At 74.9% G+C, this 22,634-nt stretch carries 17 protein-coding genes and 2 pseudogenes; 8 read left to right on the forward strand and 11 right to left on the reverse strand.

The window, feature by feature from the left end; all coding sequences use genetic code 11:
- Positions 1-3 precede the first annotated feature (3 nt).
- On the forward strand, positions 4-519 hold the full coding sequence (gene fxsA, locus JNW98_RS04860) for an FxsA family membrane protein (protein WP_223766811.1): 516 nt from the start codon (positions 4-6) through the stop codon (positions 517-519).
- Between the two features lie 91 nt (positions 520-610).
- On the opposite strand, the gene JNW98_RS04865 is transcribed toward fxsA, so the two are convergent.
- Positions 611-985 carry an RNA polymerase-binding protein RbpA gene (locus tag JNW98_RS04865; RefSeq protein WP_004948858.1) on the reverse strand — a complete coding sequence of 125 codons (375 nt, stop codon included), beginning with the start codon at positions 983-985 and terminating at the stop codon, positions 611-613.
- A gap of 266 nt (positions 986-1,251) precedes the next feature.
- Entirely contained in the window at positions 1,252-1,992 is a 741-nt protein-coding gene (gene yczE, locus JNW98_RS04870) for a membrane protein YczE (RefSeq protein WP_372459163.1), read from the reverse strand.
- A 121-nt stretch (positions 1,993-2,113) separates the two neighbouring features.
- On the opposite strand from yczE, the gene JNW98_RS04875 reads away from it, so the two are divergent.
- Positions 2,114-3,631, forward strand: coding sequence for an SCO1417 family PLP biosynthesis transcription factor (locus JNW98_RS04875; protein ID WP_223766812.1), 1,518 nt, complete (start codon positions 2,114-2,116; stop codon positions 3,629-3,631).
- 1,206 nt (positions 3,632-4,837) lie between these two features.
- Here JNW98_RS04875 and JNW98_RS04880 read toward each other — a convergent pair.
- Positions 4,838-6,496: pseudogene (locus JNW98_RS04880) on the reverse strand (P-loop NTPase family protein); the annotation flags it as partial.
- 106 nt (positions 6,497-6,602) lie between these two features.
- The gene (locus tag JNW98_RS04885; protein WP_004948848.1) at positions 6,603-6,797 is read right to left on the reverse strand and encodes a hypothetical protein; all 195 of its coding nucleotides are present in this window, start codon (positions 6,795-6,797) and stop codon (positions 6,603-6,605) included.
- A gap of 291 nt (positions 6,798-7,088) precedes the next feature.
- On the opposite strand from JNW98_RS04885, the gene JNW98_RS04890 reads away from it, so the two are divergent.
- A complete protein-coding gene (locus tag JNW98_RS04890; RefSeq protein ID WP_223766813.1) occupies positions 7,089-7,523 on the forward strand; it encodes an ankyrin repeat domain-containing protein in 435 nt (144 codons plus the stop codon).
- A gap of 163 nt (positions 7,524-7,686) precedes the next feature.
- Complete coding sequence (gene proP, locus JNW98_RS04895) at positions 7,687-9,318, forward strand: glycine betaine/L-proline transporter ProP (protein WP_223766827.1); 1,632 nt, start codon at positions 7,687-7,689, stop codon at positions 9,316-9,318.
- A 151-nt stretch (positions 9,319-9,469) separates the two neighbouring features.
- On the opposite strand, the gene JNW98_RS04900 is transcribed toward proP, so the two are convergent.
- Both JNW98_RS04900 and JNW98_RS04905 read right to left on the reverse strand, forming a co-directional pair.
- On the reverse strand, positions 9,470-9,610 hold the full coding sequence (locus JNW98_RS04900) for a hypothetical protein (protein WP_223766814.1): 141 nt from the start codon (positions 9,608-9,610) through the stop codon (positions 9,470-9,472).
- 335 nt (positions 9,611-9,945) lie between these two features.
- The gene (locus tag JNW98_RS04905; RefSeq protein WP_223766815.1) at positions 9,946-10,671 is read right to left on the reverse strand and encodes a CGNR zinc finger domain-containing protein; all 726 of its coding nucleotides are present in this window, start codon (positions 10,669-10,671) and stop codon (positions 9,946-9,948) included.
- A 23-nt stretch (positions 10,672-10,694) separates the two neighbouring features.
- On the opposite strand from JNW98_RS04905, the gene JNW98_RS04910 reads away from it, so the two are divergent.
- Complete coding sequence (locus JNW98_RS04910) at positions 10,695-11,957, forward strand: MFS transporter (RefSeq protein ID WP_223766816.1); 1,263 nt, start codon at positions 10,695-10,697, stop codon at positions 11,955-11,957.
- Between the two features lie 75 nt (positions 11,958-12,032).
- Here JNW98_RS04910 and JNW98_RS04915 read toward each other — a convergent pair.
- A pseudogene (locus JNW98_RS04915) lies at positions 12,033-12,545 on the reverse strand (Tn3 family transposase); the annotation flags it as partial.
- A 10-nt stretch (positions 12,546-12,555) separates the two neighbouring features.
- Positions 12,556-13,773 carry an FUSC family protein gene (locus JNW98_RS04920; protein WP_223766817.1) on the reverse strand — a complete coding sequence of 406 codons (1,218 nt, stop codon included), beginning with the start codon at positions 13,771-13,773 and terminating at the stop codon, positions 12,556-12,558.
- A gap of 111 nt (positions 13,774-13,884) precedes the next feature.
- Between JNW98_RS04920 and JNW98_RS04925 the strand changes: the two genes are divergently transcribed.
- Both JNW98_RS04925 and JNW98_RS04930 read left to right on the forward strand, forming a co-directional pair.
- A complete protein-coding gene (locus JNW98_RS04925; protein WP_223766818.1) occupies positions 13,885-15,897 on the forward strand; it encodes a glycoside hydrolase in 2,013 nt (670 codons plus the stop codon).
- A gap of 186 nt (positions 15,898-16,083) precedes the next feature.
- Positions 16,084-16,821: a hypothetical protein gene (locus tag JNW98_RS04930; protein WP_223766819.1), complete on the forward strand. Its 738-nt coding sequence runs from the start codon at positions 16,084-16,086 to the stop codon at positions 16,819-16,821.
- Here the strand turns inward: JNW98_RS04930 and JNW98_RS04935 are convergent, their stop codons facing one another.
- The 3 genes from JNW98_RS04935 to JNW98_RS04945 all read right to left on the reverse strand — a co-directional run bounded on the left by JNW98_RS04935 (position 16,822) and on the right by JNW98_RS04945 (position 21,620).
- Complete coding sequence (locus JNW98_RS04935; protein WP_223766820.1) at positions 16,822-18,393, reverse strand: ATP-dependent DNA ligase; 1,572 nt, start codon at positions 18,391-18,393, stop codon at positions 16,822-16,824.
- A 42-nt stretch (positions 18,394-18,435) separates the two neighbouring features.
- The gene (locus JNW98_RS04940; protein WP_223766821.1) at positions 18,436-20,052 is read right to left on the reverse strand and encodes a carboxylesterase/lipase family protein; all 1,617 of its coding nucleotides are present in this window, start codon (positions 20,050-20,052) and stop codon (positions 18,436-18,438) included.
- A 137-nt stretch (positions 20,053-20,189) separates the two neighbouring features.
- A complete protein-coding gene (locus JNW98_RS04945; protein ID WP_223766822.1) occupies positions 20,190-21,620 on the reverse strand; it encodes an FtsW/RodA/SpoVE family cell cycle protein in 1,431 nt (476 codons plus the stop codon).
- Positions 21,621-21,945: 325 nt separating this feature from the next.
- On the opposite strand from JNW98_RS04945, the gene JNW98_RS04950 reads away from it, so the two are divergent.
- Complete coding sequence (locus tag JNW98_RS04950) at positions 21,946-22,383, forward strand: hypothetical protein (RefSeq protein ID WP_223766823.1); 438 nt, start codon at positions 21,946-21,948, stop codon at positions 22,381-22,383.
- Positions 22,384-22,634 lie beyond the last annotated feature (251 nt).

A 22,634-nucleotide genomic window follows, 5' to 3' on the forward strand; every position in this document is an offset into this window, starting at 1 on the left:
CGCATGACGCGAAAACTCCTCCCGCTCGCCATCGCCGCCTGGGCCGTCCTGGAGATCTGGCTCCTGATCCTCGTCGCGGACGCCGCCGGCGGCCTCGCCGTCTTCGGGCTGCTGGCCGGAGGAGTCGTCCTCGGTGGGTACGTGATCAAGCGGGCCGGCCGCCGCGCCTGGCAGCGGCTGACGCGGTCGATGCAGGCCGCGGGGGCGCAGCAGGGCGCCGCGGCGGGAGCCGAGGGCGAGGGCAACGGCCTGACCATGCTCGGCGGCCTGCTGCTGATGGTGCCGGGCCTGCTGTCGGACGCGGCGGGGCTGCTGTGCCTGTTCCCGCCGACCCGGGCGCTGATCCGGAAGACGGCCGTCCGACGGATCGAGCGCGCCGCGGGTGCGGCGAACCCGCTGGGGGACGCCATGCGGCAGGCGCGGATGCACAGCCCGGACGGCAAGGTCGTCCAGGGCGAGGTCATACGGGAGGACCAGCCGCCGGCCCCGCGCGCGGACGACCCGCAGCTGCCGCGCTGAGCGGACCGCGCCCCCGCAGGGGGGAGCACACAAGGGCCCGGCCACCGCTCCATTGCGGTGGCCGGGCCCTTGTGATGCGCGGTGCGGCCGGTCAGGCCGACTTGCGGGTGTCCCGCGGGTGCACAGCGATGTTCATGGCGCCGGAGCGCAGGACCGCCAGCCTCTCGGCCAGCACTTCCTCCAACTCCTCGCGGGTGCGCCGCTCCATGAGCATGTCCCAGTGCGTGCGTGCGGGCTTGCCCTTCTTCTCCTCGGGTCCGTCGCCGTCCACCAGGAGTGCCACGGCGCCGCACGCCTTGCACTCCCACTCCGGCGGAATCTCCGCCTCTACAGAGAACGGCATCTCGAATCGATGGCCGTTCGGGCATGCGTACTCCACCGCCTGGCGCGGGGCCAGATCGATGCCGCGGTCGGTCTCGTAGCTGGTCACCACAAGTCGCGTGCCGCGGAGAGCTCGCTCACTCATGAATTCGTGCCTCCCGGGCTTGTCGCCCACAGGACAGGTGTCGCTGTCGTCGTCATCCGGTCAACGTCCGGTCGGCGGTGAAGATTCCCGTTGAGGGACATGCGTCGCCCGTCGTGCCGCCCCTTGTTGTACCCACCAGCGCCCGGTTTGTCACATCTGACAACAGATGTCACCCAGTGTTCCCGGCGCTTGAGCGCGCAGTAACGGTTCATCCGGTGGGTCAAAGGCGTACACTACCGGCTCGCGGGTCGCCATGGCGCACCGGGTCAGGCTCCGGCCGCCCCGACGGCCGTGGGGGCCGCCTCCCCGCCCGCCACGGGCCGCTCCGCGGGTGCGGTGCGAGCCGGCTCGAAGAGGCGCAGGAAGAACTGGGCGAGCGGACCGATCGTCACCGCGAACAGTACCGTCCCGGCGCCCACCGAACCGCCGAGCGCGAAGCCCGTCGCCAGCACCACCACCTCGATGCACGTGCGCACCAGCCGCACCGAACGGCCCGTCCTGCGGTGCAGGCCGGTCATCAGCCCGTCGCGCGGGCCCGGGCCGAAGCGGGCCGATATGTAGAGCCCGGTCGCCACGCCGCACAGCACCACGGCGAAGGCCAGCAGCGGGATCCGCGTCCAGAACGAGTGCTGCGCCGGGACCAGCCCCAGCGTCGCGTCCAGCGCCAGGCCGATCACCAGCACGTTGGACACCGTGCCCAGCCCCGGGCGCTGCCGCAGCGGGATCCACAGCAGCAGCACCAGCGCGCCGATGAGGATCGACGCCGTGCCGATCGAGATCCCGGCGTGCCGGGCGACGCCCTGGTTGAGCACGTCCCAGGGCGGCAGGCCGAGTCCCGCCCGCAGTTGCAGTCCCGCGCTCGCCCCGTACAGCGCCAGGCCCGCGTAGAGCCGGACGAGGCGGCCGGCGACCGCCGTCGCGGCCTTGGCCCGTGTCGGTGCGGGCGTCCGGGTGGACGTCGGTGTCGGCGTCGGTGTGGACGTCGGTGTGGACGTCGGTGTGGGCACAGCCCCTCCCCAGAAGTCATGGCCGCGCCCCGGTGGTGGTGCGGGTGGCCTGTCTCGTGGCAGTCTGTGGACTGTAAGCGATGATGATCCAGTGCCAATTCCGGAAAGGTGGACCGCAAACGTGAGTCAGTGGACCGCCTCAGTGGGGGCGCAGCAGCTCGCGCGCCTCCTGGACGCCCAGGGCGGCGGCCCCGAGGCCCGAGGCGGCGTGACGCCCCTCAACGGCCGCCGTACGCCCGCCTACCGCTCCCTCGCCGACCGCGTCCGGCTGCTCGTCCTGGAGGGCCGCGTTCCGGTGGCCGCCCGGCTGCCCGCCGAGCGGGAGCTCGCCACCGCGCTCTCCGTCAGCCGGACGACCGTCGCCGCGGCCTACGAGGCGTTGCGCGGCGAGGGGTTCCTCGAATCCCGGCGCGGGGCCGGCAGCTGGACCGCCGTGCCCGCCGGGAGCCCGCTGCCCACCCGGGCCCTGGACCCGCTGCCGCCGGAGAGCGCCGGTTCGATGATCGACCTCGGCTGCGCCGCGCTGACCGCCCCCGAGCCCTGGCTGACCCGGGCCTTCCAGGGGGCGCTGGAGGAGCTGCCGCCGTACGCGCACACCCACGGCGACTACCCCGCCGGCCTGCCCGACCTGCGCCGGGCCCTCGCCGACCGCTACACGGCCCGCGGCATCCCCACCATGCCCGAGCAGATCATGGTCACCACCGGGGCCATGGGCGCCGTCGCCGCCATCGGCCGGCTGCTGGCCGGGCGCGGCGAGCGGGTGGCCGTCGAGTCACCGTCGTACGCCAATGTCCTTCAGCTCCTGCGGGAGGCCGGCGCCCGGCTCGTGCCCGTCGGCATGGCCGACCGGCTCGGCGGCTGGGACCTGCCCGCCTGGCGGCAGGTCCTGCGGGACGCCGCCCCCCGGCTGGCCTACGTGATCGCCGACTTCCACAACCCCACCGGCGCCCTCGCCCCCGAGGCCCAGCGCCGTGAACTCGTCGAGACGGCGCGGGCCGCCGGCACCGTACTGGTCGCCGACGAGACCATGACCGACCTCGCCCTGGAGCCCGGGCTCGACATGCCCCGTCCGGTGTGCGCCTTCGACCCGGCCGGCAGCACGGTGGTCACCGTGGGCTCCGCCAGCAAGTCGTTCTGGGCCGGGTTGCGGATCGGCTGGGTACGCGCCGCCCCCGAGGTGATCCGCAGCCTCGTCGCGGCCCGCGCCTATGCCGACCTCGGCACGCCCGTACTGGAACAGCTCGCCGTCACCCGGCTGCTGGACACCGGCGGGTGGGACGAGGCCGTCGCCGTACGCCGCACCGAAGTGCGCGACAGCCGGGACGCGGTCGTCGCGGCCCTCGAAGCGCGGCTGCCCGACTGGGAGTTCACCGTCCCGAAGGGCGGGCTCACCCTGTGGGTACGCACCGGCGGGCTGTCCGGCTCGCGGATCGCCCAGGTCGGGGAGCGGCTGGGGGTACGCGTGCCGTCCGGTCCGCGGTTCGGCGTGGACGGCGCCTTCGAAGGGTACGTACGGCTGCCGTTCACCGTCACCGGCCCGGTCGCCGACGAGGCCGTGTCCCGGCTCGCCGAGGCCGCCCGGCTGGTGGCCAGCGGCGCTCCCGTGGCGGCCGACGCGCCGCGCACCTTCGTGGCCTGAGGGGTCGTCGGGGGCGTGGCCCCGGGGGGCCGCCCGGCCGGGGGCCGACGCGTCGCCCGGCCGGTGGCCGGCGGGGCTCGCGTGGCGTCCGGTGCTCTCGCGGACCGTGGGGTCCGCGGGGTGGTGAACGGCGCCGGCGGCCGGGCCCGTCGCCTCCTGCCGGTGGCCTTGGCCGGCGCGCCGGGTGCCCCCGTGGAGGGTGGGGTCCACCGTGAAGTGGCCGGAGAAGTGGCCGGAGCGGTCCTCCGGCGGCCGGCCCGGATCCCCTTGCCGGTGGCCGGCGTCCCAGGTGCCCGCCGGGCCCGAACGGTCCAGCGGGTCCAGCGGGGAGCACCCGGAAGCATCCGCCGGCCCGTGGCCGGCGAAGCCCGCGTGGCCGTCGGCGCGCCGGGTGCCGTCGTGGGCCGGGGGGCTCGCGGCGTAGCGGCCCGAGCCGTCCGCCGGCAGCCCGCCCGAGGCACGCGCCGCGTAGTGGCCGGAGTCGTCGGCCGGGTAGCGGCCCGACGCGTCAGGCGGCGGGTAGGCCGCGCTCGGCGGGGACGCTCCCGTGCCGGGTGCCGGGTTGTCGGCGAACCCCGCGTTCCCGGGCGCCGGGGCGTGCGTCGGGTAGTGGCCCGAAGCGTCCGGGGGCGCGGGGTGGGCGCCGCTCGCGGGTGCGTGGCCCCAATCGCCGTCCGGGGGCGTTCCCGTGCCGGGTGTCGGGCCGTTGGCGAACCGTGCGCTTTCAGGGCCCGGCGCGCCAGCCGGATGGCTGCCCGGCGCGTCAGGGCCGGCGGGGGCGGTGCCGGGACCGGACGGGTGGCTCCAAGCACGCTGGGGTGCTGCCGTACCGTCAGGCGGCAGGTAGGCGGCGCTGTCCGGGGGTGTGCCCGCTCCGGATGCCGGGTGGTCGGTGCAGCGCGCGCCTTCGCGGCCCGGCGCGTCAGGCGGCGGGCAGGCCGGGTTCCGCGGGTGCGCTGCGATGCCGTCCTGCGGCGGGTAGGCCGTGCCGGGCGCCGGGCCGTCGGTGAACCGTGTGCCTTCGTGCCCCGGGGCGCCCGCCGGGAAACGGCCCGACGCGTCCGGAGCGTCCGGAAACGTGTGGCCGGTGCCGGTGCCGGTGCCGGTCGCGGGCCCGTGGTCCCAAGGGTTCGCGTAGTGGCCCGACGGGTCCGGCGGCGGGTAGGCCGTGCTCTGCGGGGGTGTACCCGCTCCGTAGGCCGGGGGGTCGCCCACCGGCGCCGGCATGCGGCCCGGCGCGTCCGAGGACGCGGACGCGTGGTCCCAGCCGCCCGGGCCGGTCCCGGCGGCGTCGGCACCGCCGGGGGAGGGCTCCCGCGAGGCCGGGGACGGGTGCGACGGCGGCGCGTTCAGGGGTTCCGTCGGGGGCCAGGGCGGGAGGAGGTCCGCCACGGCGCGGCGGTGTGGCTCGGGGGCGCCCTCGTCGTACGGGTCGGGGGTGGCCGGGACCTGGAGGCGGTGGACGGGGCCGGTGCCCAGGCGGGCGTAACCCCGGCCGGGGGGCACCTCGTTGACGGGCGTGGAGTGCGGCGCCTCGCCGAGCGTGCCGCACACCTGGCCGGCGGGGACCGGGCCCAGCACCACCCGGGCCCGGGTGTGGGCGAGCACCGCCTCGGTCAGCAGCCGCTCGCTCTCCAGCTGTTCGCCGAGCGCGACGGTCACGTTCGCGGCCCGGCCGTGCCGCAGCGGCACCTGGAGCAGTTCCTGCGGATCGGGGCGGCCCTCGCCGGCGGCGAGGGCGCTCAGCGCCGCGGGCCGGTCGACGACGATCCACAGCGGGCGCCGGACCTCCTCCGGGGCCGGACGGCCCTGCTGCCGCGCCGTGTTGGTGGCCACCAGCCGCCGCTGGGTCTCCTGCGCCGCCCACTCCAGGGCGGCCACCGCGCCGGGCGGTGACGACTCCACCGCCAGCACGCCCTCCCGGCCGGCCAGGCAGGCGTACTCGCCCGCCCCGCCGCCGTCCACGATCACCACGTCCCCGTGGTGCAGGGCCTGCAGCAGCACCGAGCGGAGCAGCGTGGTGACGCCGCTCGCGGGCCGGCCGAGGGCCAGCAGGTGGGGTTCGGACGACCGCTGGCCGGTGCGCCAGATGACCGGCGGCACGTCGCACGTCCGCTCCCCGTCGGTCACGGGCAGCGTCCGCTGGACGGCCTCCGGGTCGGTGAAGCCCAGCAGGACCTCGCCGGGGGCGGTCACGAAGCGCTGCGCCCGGATGCCGGAGGGCAGGGCGGGCAGCACGGACAGGTCGAGGACGCCCTCCTCCTCGTCCCAGGCGAAGCGGTACTCGCGGCCCCGTCCCGCCTTGGTCTGGAGCAGGTGCTCGATGCGGGCCCGGGACTCGCTCTCCCCGTCGGTGAAGTACGCCGGGTAGCGCAGCCGGAGGGCGACCAGCCGGCCCTCGTCGTCGAAGGCGTGGTCGTCGAACGCCTGCCGCCAGACACCGCCGTGGGAGTAGAGCGGCGTCGGGTCGAGCGGTGAGGAGAAGTACGGGACGAGGGCCTCGTACAGCGCCTGGAGGCGTCCCTCCACCGGGTCCTGACGGCCCGTCGGCGCCGTGGCCCGGTCCCGGCCGCGCCACGCGCCGGCGGCCAGCAGCGCGGCGGCGGCCAGCGGGGGCCCGTAGGGGATGAGGGCGACGATGAGCATGCAGGAGGCGGCCAGCAGCAGGGCGGCGCCGCGCCGGTCGCGGGGGGTGCGGGCCCAGCCGCGCCGCCCGGCCGCCGCCAGCGAGCGCAGGCCGCGGCCGATGGTGATGACCGGGTGCAGCACGTCCCGGGCGCTGTCGACGGCGCCCTGGGCGAGTTCCCGGCCGGGGGAGGCGGGGGCTCGGTCGGTCAGGGTGCGGGGGACTCCGCGCCGGCCCATGGCGGCCTCCTGACGTCGGGGTGGGGTGGGACTTCGGGGACTCCCGGGACTCCGGGGTGGACGGGCGCCGCGCGCGGCGGGACGGACGGACGCCGCGCGGGGGCGGTCAGAACCGCAGCCCGCCCAGCAGCCCGGCGAGGCTGGCGCCGCCGGCCTTGATGCTGGGGGCGATGGCGGTGCCGGCCAGGTAGAAGCCGAACAGGGCGCAGACGAGCGCGTGGCTGGCCTTGAGACCGTCCTTGCGGAAGAACAGGAACACGACGATGCCCAGCAGCACGACGCCGGAGATGGAGAGGATCATGGAAGGTCTCCTGTTGGTGGGGGCGGTCACCATGAGTCCTCCCAGCGTCACAGCAAGCAGGAATCCGGACATCCGGGAAGAGGCACACGAGTGACGGGCGGCCGGTTCACCCGCTCGGCCCCGGCCGTGCCGCCGGGGGTCCGCGGCGGGCCGGGCGTACGTAGGGTGGGTTCAGGGAAAGATCGGGAACCGGGCCGCGCGCAGTGGTTCCCGACCAGCCCGCGCCGGGCCCGTGAGCGGCCCGGACCGACCGGCCCCGCCGCGGGGCCCCGAGCCCGAGGACCGCCGACCATGCCCGAGCCGACACCCGGTGCCGAACCCACTCCGGACCCCGCCGAACCCGCGCACGACCCCGAGGTGCTCCAGCTGGCGGCCAAGGTCTTCGACCTGGCCCGGCACGGGGACACCGACACCCTCGCCGCCTACGTGGACGCCGGGGTGCCGCCGAACCTGACCAACGACCGGGGCGACACCCTCGTGATGCTCGCCGCCTACCACGGGCACCCCCGGACCGTCGCCGCCCTGCTGGAGCGCGGGGCCGATCCGAACCGGGCCAACGACCGCGGGCAGACCCCGCTGGCCGGCGCCGTCTTCAAGTCCGAGGACGAGGTGGTCCGGCTGCTCGTCGGGCACGGCGCCGACCCGTCGGCCGGAGTGCCGTCGGCGGTGGAGACGGCCGGCATGTTCGGCCGGCAGGACCTGCTGGAGCTGTTCCGGGGCGCGTAGTACCGGGGCGCGCCCGGCTCCGGGGGCGGCAGGTTTTACCCGTGACGACCGGGCAAGACGCATCCGCGTGAGTCATAAGCGAATAAACAGCGCCAAAGTGCGTACCCATACCGGAAGGGACCAACGGGACCGCGCGTCCCGCCAGACTCTCCGACAGGTGATCATGGGCGCCGAGCGCAGACGAACCCCGAACACCGTGCGGGGTGCCCCCGCCAGGGGTGGCACCTCGTCCACGGACCGCCTGCTCCGCACGCTGCTGCGGCGGAACAAGTCGTCCCTGAGCATCGAGGAGGTCACGGTCGCGGACCGCCCGGAGGTCCGCCGTGCCGTGTCCGCCGCGGCGCTCGGCAACATGATGGAGTGGTTCGACTTCGGCGTGTACGCCTATGTGGCGGCCACCCTCGGCAAGGTCTTCTTCCCCTCCAGCTCCCCGGGCGCCCAGGTCATCTCCGCCTTCGCCACCTTCGCCGCCGCCTTCCTCGTCCGCCCCCTGGGCGGGCTGGTGTTCGGGCCGCTCGGCGACCGCGTCGGCCGGCAGCGCGTCCTCGCCGCCACGATGATCATGATGGCGATCAGCACCTTCGCCGTCGGCCTGCTCCCCACCTACGGGACGATCGGCTTCGCCGCGCCCGTCCTGCTGCTGCTGTGCCGGCTGGTGCAGGGCTTCTCGACGGGCGGCGAGTACGCCGGGGCCACGACCTACATCGCCGAGTACGCCCCCGACAAGCGCCGCGGATTCCTGGGCAGCTGGCTCGACTTCGGCACCTTCGTCGGCTACGCGCTCGGCTCCGGCCTGGTCACCGTGCTCACCGCCGTCCTCGGTGACGACGGGATGACGGACTGGGGCTGGCGGCTGCCCTTCCTGCTGGCCGGCCCGCTCGGCCTGATCGGCCTGTACATGCGGATGAAGCTGGAGGAGACCCCCGCCTTCCGCGCGGCGGCCGAGGCCGGCGTCGCGCCCGCCGCCCCCGACGAGGAGGCGGTGGCCGAGGGCACCGAGGAAGCCCGCCAGTCCGGCCACGGCCGGCTGCGCGAGATCTTCACCAAGCACTGGCACGCGGTGCTCATCTGCATGGGCCTGGTGATCGTCTACAACGTCACCAACTACCTGGTGACGTCCTACCTGCCCACCTACATGACCGAGACCCTCGGCAAGGACCCCACCACGGCCCAGCTGCTGATCCTCGGCACCATGATCGTGGTGGCGCTCACCATCACCACCGTGGGCCGCCGCTCCGACAAGTGGGGCCGCCGGCCGATGTTCATGGTGGGCAGCGCCGCGATGATCGCCCTGGCCATCCCGGCGATCCTCCTGATCCGGGCCGGGGGCACGCTGCTGCCGGCGCTCGGCTGCCTGGTGCTGGGCCTGCTGCTCGTCGTCTTCGCCGGCACCGCCGCGTCCACGCTCCCCGCCCTCTTCCCGACGCGGATGCGCTACGGCGCGCTCTCGGTCTCGTTCAACATCTCCGTCTCGCTGTTCGGCGGCACCACTCCGCTGGTGGTCTCCGCGCTGCTGGAGCAGACGGGGGACCGCATGATCCCCGCCTACTACCTGATGGGCGCGGGAGCCGTCGGTTTCATCTCGGCCTTCTTCCTGCACGAGACGGCGGGCAAGCCGCTGCGCGGCTCCGGGCCGATGGTGGAGTCGCCCGAACAGGCCCGCCGCCTGGTCGCCCGCAGCCGGACCGAGGCCGGCCGCCGGGCCAGGGACGTCTGGCTGCACCTGCGCCACCCGGGCCGGTCGCACGAGGAGGGAGGCCCGCCGTCCGACGGACCGGGCGACGACCGCTCCTGAACCGGCTTCGGGGACCATCGGTACAGCCGTTGGCGCTGGGATTGATCAAGGTCCTTCGGTGGGCGTTCTCGCCGCTGGTGTGTCCGCCAAGGTGAGCCCGGAAGCCGCCATCAGCTGATCTTGGGGCCCTTCGTACGGTGCGGCGCCCGGATCACGCGTCCTCTTCTTCGTGCCGGGCCTGCGCCGGCAGCGCCGCCACGACGTCGTTCGTCTGGTCCTCGGTCTGTTCAACGAGCGTGTGCGGCACGTCGTCGGCGGCGGGGGCGAGGACCTGGCGCTGGAGGCGTTCCATCAGCTCGGGGTCGGTGCTGCTGCCAGGCCGGTGAGGTCCGCCCCGCGTCGGCCGGCGCGGGGCGATGATCTCCGGGCCGGCCCGGCCGGGGCCTCGGCCCGCTCGGCTTCGGCGAGCGCGCGGTACAGCGAGGCGACCGAGCGACCTGCGGAAATGTGATCGACTCCGGGGCTCTCGCAGAACTCTCGCAACTGGTCATTTGTGAGAGCCGTCCGGGGTTCAAGATCATCTGGCGCATGGGGCACCGCGACGCTTGGCGCTGTCCGCGTCGCCCCCGACCTGGGGCGCTGATCGAGTCTCGACGCCGTGAGCCATGATCACAGGTGGTGGATGCATCAGGGCTGGTGGCCCTTCGCCTTCTGCCGAGCGTAGTAAGCGCGGGCGCGGTTGCGGTCGCCGCAGTCCTTCGTGTTGCACCAGCGACGGTTCCGCCGCGGTGACGTGTCGAGGTAGACCCATCCGCACTTGGCGTCTTCGCACTGGTGGAGGCGGTCGAGGTCGTCGCGCTGGGTAAGAGCCACCAGCCCGCGGACGATGCGATCGCGGGGCAGGCGGAGGTCGGTGTCCCGGTCTTGCCACTGCCAGCGGTCGCCTGTGCGGACCAGGTCGGCTGTGGCGATCGCCGCCCGGTACATGCTCGCGAGGCCCGCGGCGGCTTCGGGGTCGTCGTCGAAGAGAGCTCTGTAGGCCCTCTCACGCGCTTCGATGATCTGTTCCCGTTCCCGCTCGGCCCGGGCGCCGTCACGGCTGGCGAGGTCACGCAAGGTCGCTGCCTCACCTGTGCTCATCAGGCCGGATTCCGTGCACCACTCGACGATGTCGGCGAAGGTCTTCAGGGCCTCGACGCGTTCGGGCCCGCCGAGCCGCCAGGCAACGGTGTTCACCAGGTCGAGCATGCGGTCACCCGCGATGTGGCCGAACCTCACCATCAACTCCTCTCGTCGGCAATGGCGCTTGCACCTGTGGGGGCGCTTGCACCTGAGGGCGACTCTCACAGGAGAAAGCATTATTGCATGTGAGGTGATCCTCTTGGCATCATGCCCAATCAGCAGATCACCCATGAGATCGCACCAGGAGAACGATCGTGCCCGTCGCCGCCCTCAGACCGTTCACCGCGCTGTGGACGTCCCAAGCGTCCTCGAACCTTGCCGACGGGGTGTTGCAGGCAGCCGCACCGCTGCTCGTCGCCACGCTGACCCGTGACCCGCTCGTGGTGGCGGGCATGACGGTGGTGCAGTTCCTGCCCTGGCTGCTCGCGACCCTCCCTGCCGGTGCGATGGCCGACCGCATGGACAGACGCCGGATACTCATCGTCGGCAACTGGCTGCGCGCGGCGGGGTTCGCGCTGCTCGCCCTCGCCTTGGCCAACGGATGGCACCACGTCGCACTTCTCTACGCCGCGGTGTTCATCGCCGGCTGTGCGGAAACGATGGTCGACAACGCCGCCCTGGCCATTCCGCCCCGTGTTCTGCCCCGCGAGAAGCTCGAGCGCGCCAACGGCAGACTGTTCGCCACACAGTCCGTCATCAACACGTTCGTCGGTCCGCCTGCCGGCGCGGCGTTGTTCGCGCTGGCGGCATCGGCGGCCTTCTACACCGGCGCGGCCGCGTTCGCCCTCGCCGGCCTGGCGGCCCTGCTGCTGCCCGCGCTGCGCCCCACCGGCGAGGAACACGAGCACCGCCACGCGAACCCGACCACCATCACCCAGGACATCCGCTCCGGATGGGCCCACTTCTGGCGCCACGACCTGCTGCGCCGAGTCGCGTTCATCTCGGCGGCGATCAACTTCTTCAGCGCGGCCACCGGCGGACTGCTCGTCCTGCTGATCACCGGCCCGTACCGACTGGCCATGTCGAGCTACGGCCTGTTCGTCGCCGTTCCCGCCGCCGGTGCGATAGCCGGCTCACTGCTCGCCGAGCGCGTCGTGCCCCGCATCGGCGGCGGCCCCACCACCTGGCTCGCCGCCCTCACCCCGGCCGCCGGCTACGCCGTCCTCGGACTGGGCGACAGCACACCCCTGGCCCTGGCCGCCATGTTCAGCGCCGCTCTTGCCACCTCACTGAACCAGATCGTCGTCAGCACCCTGCGCCAAGCGGCAGTCCCCGACGAACTCCTCGGCCGCGTCACCGCCGCCTACCGCCTGATCGTCCTCGGCGTCGTCCCCCTCGGAGCCCTCGGTGGCGGCCTGCTCGGACACAGCCTGGGGATCCGCGCCACCTTCATCGCCGCAGCCGTTGGACTCACCCTCGCCGCGATCCCCCTCGCCTCCCGGGTCACCACCCAAGGCCTCCGCGACGCTGAAACCCGCCCCTCACCGCCGCTCCCGCTGCAAACCGGTTCCCCCTGATACCGGAAGCCGCGGCACCGACCTTTTGCCTGCCCCGATGGGACGCCGGACCGTGGTGCAGAGTAGAGCCCCGGGTCAGTCGTCCATGCTGTCGTCCTCGTCCTCGTCCTCGTCGTCGCCCAGCCCGGGGGCGTCCGGGTCGCGCAGCGGGCGCAGGCCGCCGGCCGGGAGGGACGGGGTCAAGCTGTAGCGGCCCAGCACGTTGAGGTTCTTGTGCTTCAGCGGTGGCAGCCGGGCGATGTCCTCGTCGCGGATCTCGTGGCCCTCGGCCCGCAGCCGGGCGACCGCGGCGTCGTTGTACCGGGTCGTCCAGAGCGCGATAGCGTTGAGGACCAGGCCGAGGGGGCCGAGCTGGTCCTCCATGCCGTCCCGGTACGCCTGGTGGATGGTGCCGCGCTTGCCGTGGCACACGTCCCGGGCGGGCTTGTGGCGGGACTCCTGCACGGTGAGCTGCCGGTTCAACTGCCGGCGGTAGGTGTCGTCGACCGGGTCGACCACGGCGAGCAGGTGCAGGGTCTTGGCGATCCGCCCGTACTCGGCGAACGCCTGCCCCAGCGGGGTGGGCCGTCCCTCGCGGCCGAACATCCGCCCGCACGGCTCAGGCGGTCCCTTCGGAGGCTGTGTCCAAGCCGTCCGCGCCGCCTACGCCGTCCGCACCATCCGCGCCGTCCGGCACCCGCAGCCGGTGGGTGAGCCGCCGGGCCTCCGCCAACAGGGAGCCGATCAGCTCGATCGCCTCCGGGTCGGTCGACGCCTGCTCCGCCAGCCGGGCCCGCAGCGTCCCGTGCGCCGTCTCCACCCCGCGCAGCTCCCGCAGCAGCTCCTCGCGGGCGGCGGCCGGGTCGTCCCCGGTCACCGTGCGGCCGTACGCGCACAGGGCCCGGGCCACCCGGTGCAGGAAGTCGCCGTACGGTCGGGTGGCCTCCGGGCCCGGCAGCCGGCGCGGATGGTGCTCGTCCGTGGCCTCGACCAGGGTGCGGGACAGCCCCTCCAGATGGTCGACGACATGCTCCAGCGTGTGCGCGGTCTCCTCGTATGACGGCTTCGCCCGCCACAGGAGCTCGCTCCGGCGCCGGTGCGGGTTGAACCGCGCGCTCTCCTCCGCCCAGCCGATCGCCGAGCGCACCCCGCCCAGCAGCCGGGGCAGCCGCCGGACCCGCTCCTGCCAGCCCACCGCGCGGCCGTGGTCACAGCCCTCGGTCACCCCCTCGGCCATCGCGTCCAGGACCGTCCGGCACTCGGTGACCACCTCGCCGATGGCGTCCCGCGCGCTGCGCAGCGAGACCGGCGGCAGGACGAACGCGTTCACCGCCACTCCCACCACCGCCCCGAGCAGCGCGGCCAGTACCCGGTCGACGGCGATGTCCACCGACCACTCGCCCCCGGCGAGGGTGAACAGCGCCGACGTGGCGCCGGCCAGCCCCTGGTCGCCGAAGTGCTGCCAGTTCCCGATCAGCAGGGCCACCGGCAGCACCACGGCCATGGCCGTCAGGGTCCCGCCGAGCAGCATGCCGCCGGCCGTCGCCATGACCGTCCCCAGCGCGATGGCCAGCGTCTGCTGGGCCGCCTGGGCGAGCGACCGGTAGACCGTCGTGCGGACGAGCAGCAGCGCCACCCAGGGGGCCATCAGCGCCAGCGTGTTGGTCAGCAGCCAGGCGGCGAGGGCCCAGGCGGCCACCGCGGCCAGGGTCGCCTTGAAGGCCAGGACCACCAGCTCCCGTTCCCGGCCCGGCCCCTGCCAGGCCCGCCGCAGCGCCCGCCCCGCCGCCGCGACCTCTTCCACCGTCCTGCGCCACATCGTTCTCTCTCGCCACACCTTGTGTGTGTGCCACGTCCGGGCGGATCCATGTCCACCCGGACGGCGGGCCGGGGCCGGGACGCCGAGATGTGAGAACGCTTTCTTACGTCCGTTCACTATCAACTCCCCATGAGCATCACGACCTCACGTCACGTCGTCCGCGCCGTGGCGGTCGCCCTCGCCGCGACCCTCCCGTGCGTCACCCTCGCCTCCGCCGCCGACGCCGCCCCCGCGCCCTCCCGGGCCGCGACGGCCGGCCCCCGGATCCACGGCGGCCTCGTCGACCTCCCCGTCCGCGGCGGCACCGCGACCGTCGACACCGCCACCCTCCGGGTGACCGCCCGCACCGCCTCCGGCGGCACCGCCGAACTGTCCGCCCCCGCGGCGGAGGCGCTCGGCACCCCCGGCCGCGTCACCGCCACCGCCGACGGGGCCCGCTGGGACTACCCGCGGACCGGTCTCACCGTCACCGCCCGCGCCGACCACGGCCGGCTGCTCGTCTCCTTCAAGGCCGGCGGCACCGCCGACTCCACGCTGAACTGGCCGGTCACCGGCGCCGACCGGGCCGCGTCCAGCCTCCAGCTGGCCCGCGGCGAGGGGCTGTCGCTGCCCGTCGCCGACCCCTTCTGGAACTCCCCGCGCGCCGGCCTCGTGGACGGCGAGACGGCCGTGGACTCCGGCCTCTCGCTGCCCCTGTGGGGGTACGGCCTGGGCCCGGGCCGCGGCGTCGGCTACCTGGTGCCCACCGACATCGGCACCACCCTGCGCGTCACCTCCGAGGGCGGCCGGCTGCGGACCGCCGCCGCCCACCGCTTCTCGCGCGGCGACGCCACCACCGAGTACACCGTCGCCTTCGCCCTCACCGACGGATCCCCGGTCGCCCCCGCCCGCGAGTACCGCGCCTGGCTCGCCGAGCACGGGCAGCTCGGCAGCCTCCGCCGCAAGGCCCAGGCGCTGCCCGCCACCAAGAAGCTGCTGGGCGCCTTCCACGCCTACACCTGGGGGCAGGCCCGCACCGCGGACGGCGTCCGCGCGCTGCGCGCCCTCGGCGTCGACCGGATGTGGCTCGGCTACGACGCCGACGACACCCCGATGGACGCCGAGGCGGTCGCCGCCGCCAAGAAGGCGGGCTACCTCGTCGGGCCCTACGACTCGTTCGCCAACGGCCAGGACCCGAAGACATCCGACGCCCCCACCTCCGTCTGGCCCGGCACCGTGTACCCCGACTTCTGCGTCCGGGGCGCCGACGGCAAGCCGGAGCCCGGCTTCCACGACCGCGGCTGCTACCTCAGCTCCGAGGCGTTCGAGAAGGCCGAGCCGGGCAAGCACCACCTCGCCGACCGCACCCGCGCCATGACGAAGAACGGCGCCGACAGCTACTTCCTCGACGTGGACGCGGCCGGCGAGCTGTTCCGCGACCACAGCCCGGCCCACCCGATGACCAAGGCCCGCGACCGCGCCAACCGGCTGGCCCGGATGGGCCGGCTGGCCGGGCACGACCGCCTCGTCCTCGGCTCCGAGTCCGCCGGCGCCTGGGCCAACGGCGTCCTCGCCTTCGACCACGGATCCGGCACCCCGGTCGCCGACGGGCTGTGGAAGGCCGAACGCAACAAGGAGAAGTGGGGCGGCTACACACCCGCCAAGGCCCCCGGGATCTTCTTCAAGCCCGCCGAACTCCCCGCCGACGTCGCCAAGGCGATGTACGACCCCGCGTACCGCGTCCCCCTGTACGAGACCGCGCTGCACGACTCGCTCGTCAACACCGAGCGCTGGGAGCTCCCTTACGACAAGTTGCCGAAGCAGAAGACGACGCGGGCGCTGCTCGCCATGCTCTACAACACCCCGCTCAACTTCGTCCTCGACGGCCCGTCGATCAAGGAGCGGGGCGCCGAACTCGCCGCTCTCCAGCGGTACTTCTCCCCGCTGCACAAGGCGGCGGGAACGGAGGCGATGACGGACTTCCGGACGCTCACCGGCGACCGCACGGTCCAGCGGACGGTCTTCGGCAACGGCGTCCTCACCGTGACGGCCAACTTCGGCACGGCCGCGTACCAGGGACTGCCGGGCGGCTGCGTGGACGCCAAGCTCAAGGGCGACGCGAAGCCGCGGCGGCTCTGCCCGGCCGACGTGAACCGGCCGTAGTCCTCGGGGAGGCGGCGCAAAACCGTTGCTTTGCCATTCATTGGTCTTTCCTTGACCTTTGATGGCCGGTAGCGTCCGGTCGGCCGGCCGGAGCGATCAAGGCCGGCCCACGTCGTCGGCTCCCGCGAGCCGTCGACGCGGACCGCTGGACGCGGACCGCTGGACACGGACACCACCGGAGGACGCATGCCTTCCCGTCTCGCCACCGCCCTGGCCACCTGCGCCCTGGGGCTGGGAGCCCTCGTCGCCGGAGCGGGCGCCGCCGCCGCGGCGCCCGCGGCCCGGCCGGCGGTCGACGCCCGCGCCGCGGCCGTGGACCGGTGCAGCTACCAGGTGGTCCGCACCGACGACTCCCGCTACGTCTACTCCGTCAGCGGCGTCTTCGGCGGGACCGTGCGCACGTTGCCGACGCAGAAGGAGGACGACGTGCGGCTGTCCGACGGCTGGCACAAGGTCGTCCAGGTCGACGCCTGCGCGGGCGGGGAGACCCGGGCGCCCGCCGCGCTCCGCGTCACCGGGAAGCTGGACCACCCGGAGCACTACGAACCGTCCGTCCCCCGGACGATCCACAGCGCCGACGTCCGGCCCGCCGCCGCCTCGGCGATCCCGGGGACGCCCGGTCAGGTGTCCCTCGACCGCCTCGACGCGGCCACCGTCCGGGTCTCCTGGCAGCCCGTGCCGGGCGCCCCGGACCAGGTCGTCCTGATGGAGCGCAAGCCCTTCTACAGCAGCGAGCTGGGCATCTGGCACCCCTACACGTTCCAGCTGAACGTTCCGGCGGGCGCCACCTCGGCGGACCGCAAGCTCGTCCGCGACCCCGACGTCCGGCCCCAGGACCGGGCGCACTCCTACTGGCTGCGCGCGGTCAAGGGCGGCTTCGTCAGCGACCTGCGGGCGGAGAAGCCGGTCGGCATCGAGCCGTGATCAGGACGGCGGCTCCTCGGGCGCCGGCTCCTCGGCGAGTCGGGCGCCCGCCTCGGACGACAGGACCGCCTCCACCGTGTCCGCTTCCTCCGCCCGCTTGTCCTCGCGGTAGCGGACGACGCGGGCGAAGCGGAGCGCCACGCCCGCCGGGTAGCGGGTCGAGCGCTGGAGTCCGTCGTAGGCGATCTCGACGACCAGCTCCGGGCGGACCGTCACCACCCACCCGTCGTCGTCGACGGCCAGCTCGCCCAGGCGCCGCGTCTGCCACTCCAGCATCGCGTCCGTCAGCCCCTTGAACGTCTTGCCCAGCATGGCGAACGAGCCGTCGGGCCGCCGCGCGCCCAGGTGCAGGTTGGAGAGCTTCCCGGTGCGCCGGCCGTGGCCGCGCTCGACCGCCAGCACCACCAGGTCCAGGGTGTGCACCGGCTTCACCTTCAGCCAGGAGGCGCCCCGCCGGCCCGCCGTGTACGGCGCGTCGAGGGCCTTGAGGACGACGCCCTCGTGGCCGCGCCGCAGCACCTCCGCCGCGAACGCCCGGGCCGCCGCGCGGGTTTCGGGGTCGGCCGGGTCGGCGGCCACCAGCCGGCGGACCCGCAGCGGCTCGGGCGCCACCCGGGCCAGCTCGGCGTGCCGGTCCGCCGTGGACAGCTCCAGCAGGTCGCGGCCGTCCACGGCCAGCGCGTCGAAGAAGACCGGCGACAGGGGCAGCCCGCCCGCCGCGCCGGACCGGGTGCCGACCCGGCCCGCGACGTCCTGGAACGGGTGCGGCCGGCCGGCCGCGTCCAGCGCGATCACCTCGCCGTCCAGGACCGCCGACGCCACCGGCAACTCCATGACGGCGGCGGTGAGTTCGGGAAGGCGATCGGTGATGTCGTCCAGGGTGCGGGTCCAGACGCGGACCTCGGCGCCGTCCCGGTGCACCTGGACGCGGATGCCGTCCAGCTTCTCCTCCACCGCGCACGGCCCGAGCCGGTCCAGCCCGTCGTCGACGTCCTTGGCCGTCTGCGCCAGCATCGGCTGCACCGGGCGCCCCACCCGCAGCCGGAACGCCTCCAGCGCCGCCGGGCCGTCCGCCAGCAGGGCCCGTGCCACCGCGCCCAGCGAGCCGCCGAGCATCACCGCCCGCCGCACCGCGTCCGGCGCCGCGCCCGTCGCCGCCGCCAGTCCCTCGGCGGCCAGCGCGTCCAGGGCGCCCTGCCGCAGCTCGCCGCCGATCAGCCGGAGCAGGAAGCGCTGCTCCTCCTCGGTGGCCCGGGCCAGCAGCGCGTCCACCCGGCGCTTCCGCTCCGCCTGCGCCCCCTTGCCCGCGACCGCCGCGATGGCGGTGAGCGCGGCGTCGACCTCGGCGACGGTCAGCGAGGGCGCGGCGGCCGGCGGGGGCGGGTCGCGCAGGGTGCTCCAGCCGAGGCCGGTCCTGCGCTGGGGCAGCCGCCCGGCCAGGTACGGGACGACGAGCGGGCCCTCGTCCGGCTCGGCGTCCCGGAACAGCCCGGCCAGCAGCGCGGTCTTCGCCGACCGCGCGCGGACCGCCGCCACCTCGGCGGACACCCGGGCGAGCTCGGCCAGCAGCATGCCCCCATCGTGCCCCGGTACCGGCCGGGCCGCAGTCCGGGGTCAGGCGCCGTGCCGCTCCCAGAACGCGCAGTGGTGGGCCGCCGACGCGTCCACCGGCCGGATCCCGCCCGCGCCGGGCGCCAGCGACTGCACCCGCGGCGCCCCGCCGCCGAACCTCGGCCACCCGGGCCCGGGGACGGACGTCCGGGCGAACCGCGTCCACGCGTCCGTCATCCGCGCCGACAGCGTCCGCTGGGCCGCCGTGAACGGCGCCGGGACGTCGAACAGGTACGTCAGCTCGAAGCCGTGCGCCGCGCCGTACGGCACCTCGGGGACGGTGGGCAGGCCGAAGACGTTGGGCGCCTTCCGGTCGGCGAACTCGTACCCGTACACCGGCACCCGCGCGGCCAGCAGCCGGTCCGCCCGCAGGGTGGTGCAGGTCCAGGAGCGGTCGGTGAGGACCGTCGCCCAGGCGAGGGCGGGCGTGGGGAAGGCGCGGGCCGGGTAGAGCCGCTCGACGTCCGCCGCCGCGTCCCCGAAGGAGCCGCGCAGCCGGGCCCGGTAGTCCTTCTCGTCGCGGACGGGGAACGCGGCGAAGGCGTCGGCGACGAAGTAGCGCATCTCGTCGCGGTTGGTGCCCTGGACCACCGGCACCCGCTGGAAGCGGCCCGCCCGCAGTGCCCGGCCGGGCTCCTCCGGCAGCGTCCGGTTGCCGTAGGAGACGGCGGTGAACGCCCGCATCAGCTCGGGCGTCGCCAGCTTGGCGGCGGGCAGCGCCCGCAGGCAGCGCAGGGCGTCCGCCGCGCGCCCGCAGCCCAGCCGGCGCGCCGCCGCGGCGCCGGCCGCGCTGGTGTCGCGCTCCCGCGCCCAGGGGGACCACGCCGGCGTCCCCGGCACCACGGCCGCCCTCGGCATGCTCGTCAGACACGAACCGCTCTGCAGCACCGCCCGCCGGAACAGTCCGGCCGACCCCGGCGAGACGAGGTGCGCGCAGGCGCTCAGGGCGCCCGCCGACTCGCCGAAGAGGGTCACCTGCCGGGGGTCGCCGCCGAAGCGCCGGGCGTTGTCCCGGACCCAGCGCAGGGCGGCCCGCTGGTCGGCGAGGGTGAAGTCCGGCGCCCCGCCCAGGCCGGGGTGGCCGAACAGGCCGAAGACGCCCAGCCGGTAGTTGACGGTCACCACCACCGCGTCCCCGCGCGTCGCGAGCCGCCCGGCCGGGTAGTCGGCGGCCGCGCCCTGGACGAAGGCACCGCCGTGCACCCAGACCAGCACCGGGCGGCCCCCGGCCGGCGCCCGCCCGGCGGGCCGGGTGACGTGCAGCCGGAGGCAGTCCTCGGAGCCGGTGACCTTGCCCGTCTTGAGGTCCGCCTGTGTGCACGCCGGTCCGGGCGCCCCCGCGTCCCGCACCCCCCGCCACGGCCGCGCGGGCACCGGGACGTGCCAGCGCAGGGCGCCGGTCGGCGGCTGCGCGTAAGGGATGCCCTGGAAGGTCTCGTACGTCCCGTGCGCCCGTCCTCGCACGTCCCCCTGCGCGGTGCGGACGACGGGGTCGGCGCGGTGGGGCGGCGCGGCGCCGGCCGGCTCGGGGGAGAGGGCTGTCGCGCAGGTGAGGACGGCGGCCACGGCGCCGGCGCGCAGGGCGGCGCGGCGGCGGCCGGGGGGACGGGAGTGGGGCATGCTGACGCTCCTTCGGTGGGAGGCGGCCCGGTCATACGAGTCTCGGCAGATGCCCGAGTGCTCCCCGGGATACTGCCCGCATACCGTGCCCCACAAGGCACGGGAGTGCCCCCAGTGGGCGCGAACGGCCGAGCGCGCTACCCCGGACGCGCCGCCTCGCGCTCCTCGTTCTCCGCCCGCTCCCGTCCCGCCGCGTCGCTGATCCGCAGCAGCAGCGCGATCAGCAGCCAGTTGGCGACCAGCGAGGAGCCGCCCTTGGCGAGGAACGGCAGGGCCTTGCCGGTCAGCGGGATCAGGCCCATGACGCCGCCCGCCACCACGAACACCTGGAGCGCCAGCGCCGCCGCCAGCCCCACGGCCAGCAGCTTGCCGAACGGGTCGCGGGAGCGCAGCGCCGTGCTCAGCCCGCGCTGGACCAGCAGCGCGTAGACGAGCAGCACCGCCATCAGCCCGGCCAGCCCCAGCTCCTCGCCGACCGTGGTGAGGATGAAGTCGCTGCGGCCGGCGAACCCGATGAGCTCCGGGTGCCCCCTGCCCAGCCCGGTGCCGGACAGGCCGCCGCTGCCGAACGAGAACAGGGCCTGCGCGGCCTGGTCGGAGATCAGCCCCGGCGGCCGCCGCTCCTTGGGCAGGTAGATGTCGAAGGGGTGCAGCCAGGCGACGATACGGCCCTTGACGTGCTGCTCGGTCGAGCCGACGGCGGCGGCCCCGACGACGGCCATCAGCAGCCCGCACAGCACCCAGCTGGTGCGCTCGGTGGCCGCGTAGAGCATCACCACGAACAGCCCGAAGAAGATCAGCGAGGTGCCGAGGTCCCGTTCGAGCACCAGGACCAGCAGGCTCAGCACCCACACCGCGAGGATGGGCGCGAGCTGCCGGCCGGGCGGCAGCCGGAAGCCGAGGACCTTGCGGCCGGCCAGCGCGAGGGCGTCGCGGTGGGCGACCAGGTAGCCCGCGAAGAAGATCGCGATCATGGTCTTCACGAACTCGCCGGGCTGGAACGACAGCGGCCCCAGGAAGATCCACCGCTTGGCGCCGTAGGTGTCGCCGGGGAACGCGGCGGGGGCCATCAGCAGCACCAGCGCCACGGCCATCGTCAGGTAGATGTACCGCTGGAGCCACCGGTGGTCCCGCAGCGCCACCAGGACGCCGACGCAGACCGCGACGCCGATGACCGTCCAGAGCAGCTGGCCCGGCGCGGTGCCGGGGGAGTGGTACCGCGCCGCGTAGGCGTGGTCGAGCCGGAACAGCAGCACCAGGCCGAGGCCGGACAGCAGGGTGGCGAGCGGCAGGATCAGCGGGTCGGCGTGGTACGCCCAGCGGCGCAGCACGAGGTGCGGCACCAGGGCCAGGCAGACCATGGCGGCGGCGAAGCCCGGCAGGCCGTCCGGGATCCGCCCGGTCGTGGCCTCACCGGCGTAGAGGTAGCCGAGGACGCTGATCGCGACGGCGAGGCAGAGCAGCACGGCCTCGTGCCGACGGCGCCGTCCGCGGGCGGGCGGCGGCACGGCGGGGGCCTCACCCCCGTCGTCCGCCACGCGTACCGGTTCCACGCTCACACCCGTCATGATGATCGGCCCCGGTCGCGGAAAACGCGGGAGGGCTCACGATTCGTTCGCAATCCGGCGACTCCCGTCCCATTCTCGGCATTCGTTATGTGCACGCCACCAGCGTCACATATCCGACAAGGAGGACTGCTCTCCGGCGCTCCGTGGTAGCCCTGCGTCATGATCGGGTCGCTCGGCGTCGGTCCGCGGCGCCTGGGGCTCGCTCTGGTGGCGTAACCGGCCCGCCGCGGCGCTGGTTGACCCCTCGGCGGCGCGCGGTCCCGCGGGCCGCCGCCCATCGGGCCCGCGGCGCGGGCCCTTCGCGCGACAGGACGGAGAGTGGTTCATGAGCAAGCGCCAGAAGGGCCGCAGGCACCGCCGGGTCAACCGGACCCCGCGGCCGGTCGGCGGCTCGACCCGGCCGGAGGCCCGGGCCGGGGTGCGAGCGGTGGAGGTCCGGGCGGTGGAGGCCAGGGCGGTGGTTCCGGAGGGTGCCCGGTCCGAGGTCGGGCCGCAGGCCGGTCCCGGCACCCGTGCGGCGGCGCCGGCGGCGGCCGTCGTCCCGGGGCTGGGCCGGCACGAGGCCCGGACGTGGGACGGGCTGCGCTCCCGCGGAGCCGACGGCGCGTCCGTCGACGACCTCTGCGCGGCCGTCGGCTACCAGCCGCGCACCATCCTCAAACACGTCGCCGGACTGGCCGGGCACGGCCTGGCGGAACAGCGCGGCGACCGCTGGTACGCGCGGACCGGCGAGGGGGTCCTGGCCGGCGCGCAGGGCGGCTGAGCGGGAGCGGAGGAGGGACGGCCGGTCGCGCGCCGCTGGATTCGTTCATCCGCCCGGGTGAATACCCGTGAACCCATGCGGTGTTGAGGTCTGATGATCTACTGTCGCCCGCATGCCCGACATGGATGAGATCATCGGACGGATCCGCCGTGACATGGACACACAGCTGCGCAAACGCGCGCGGCGGGCGCTCGGCGAAGGCGTGGACCGGGCCGGCTGGGCCGCCGAGACCGGCCCGCCCCCGCCGGGCG

This window comes from Streptomyces huiliensis (assembly GCF_020037025.1).
Classification (GTDB): Bacteria; Actinomycetota; Actinomycetes; order Streptomycetales; family Streptomycetaceae; genus Streptomyces; species Streptomyces huiliensis.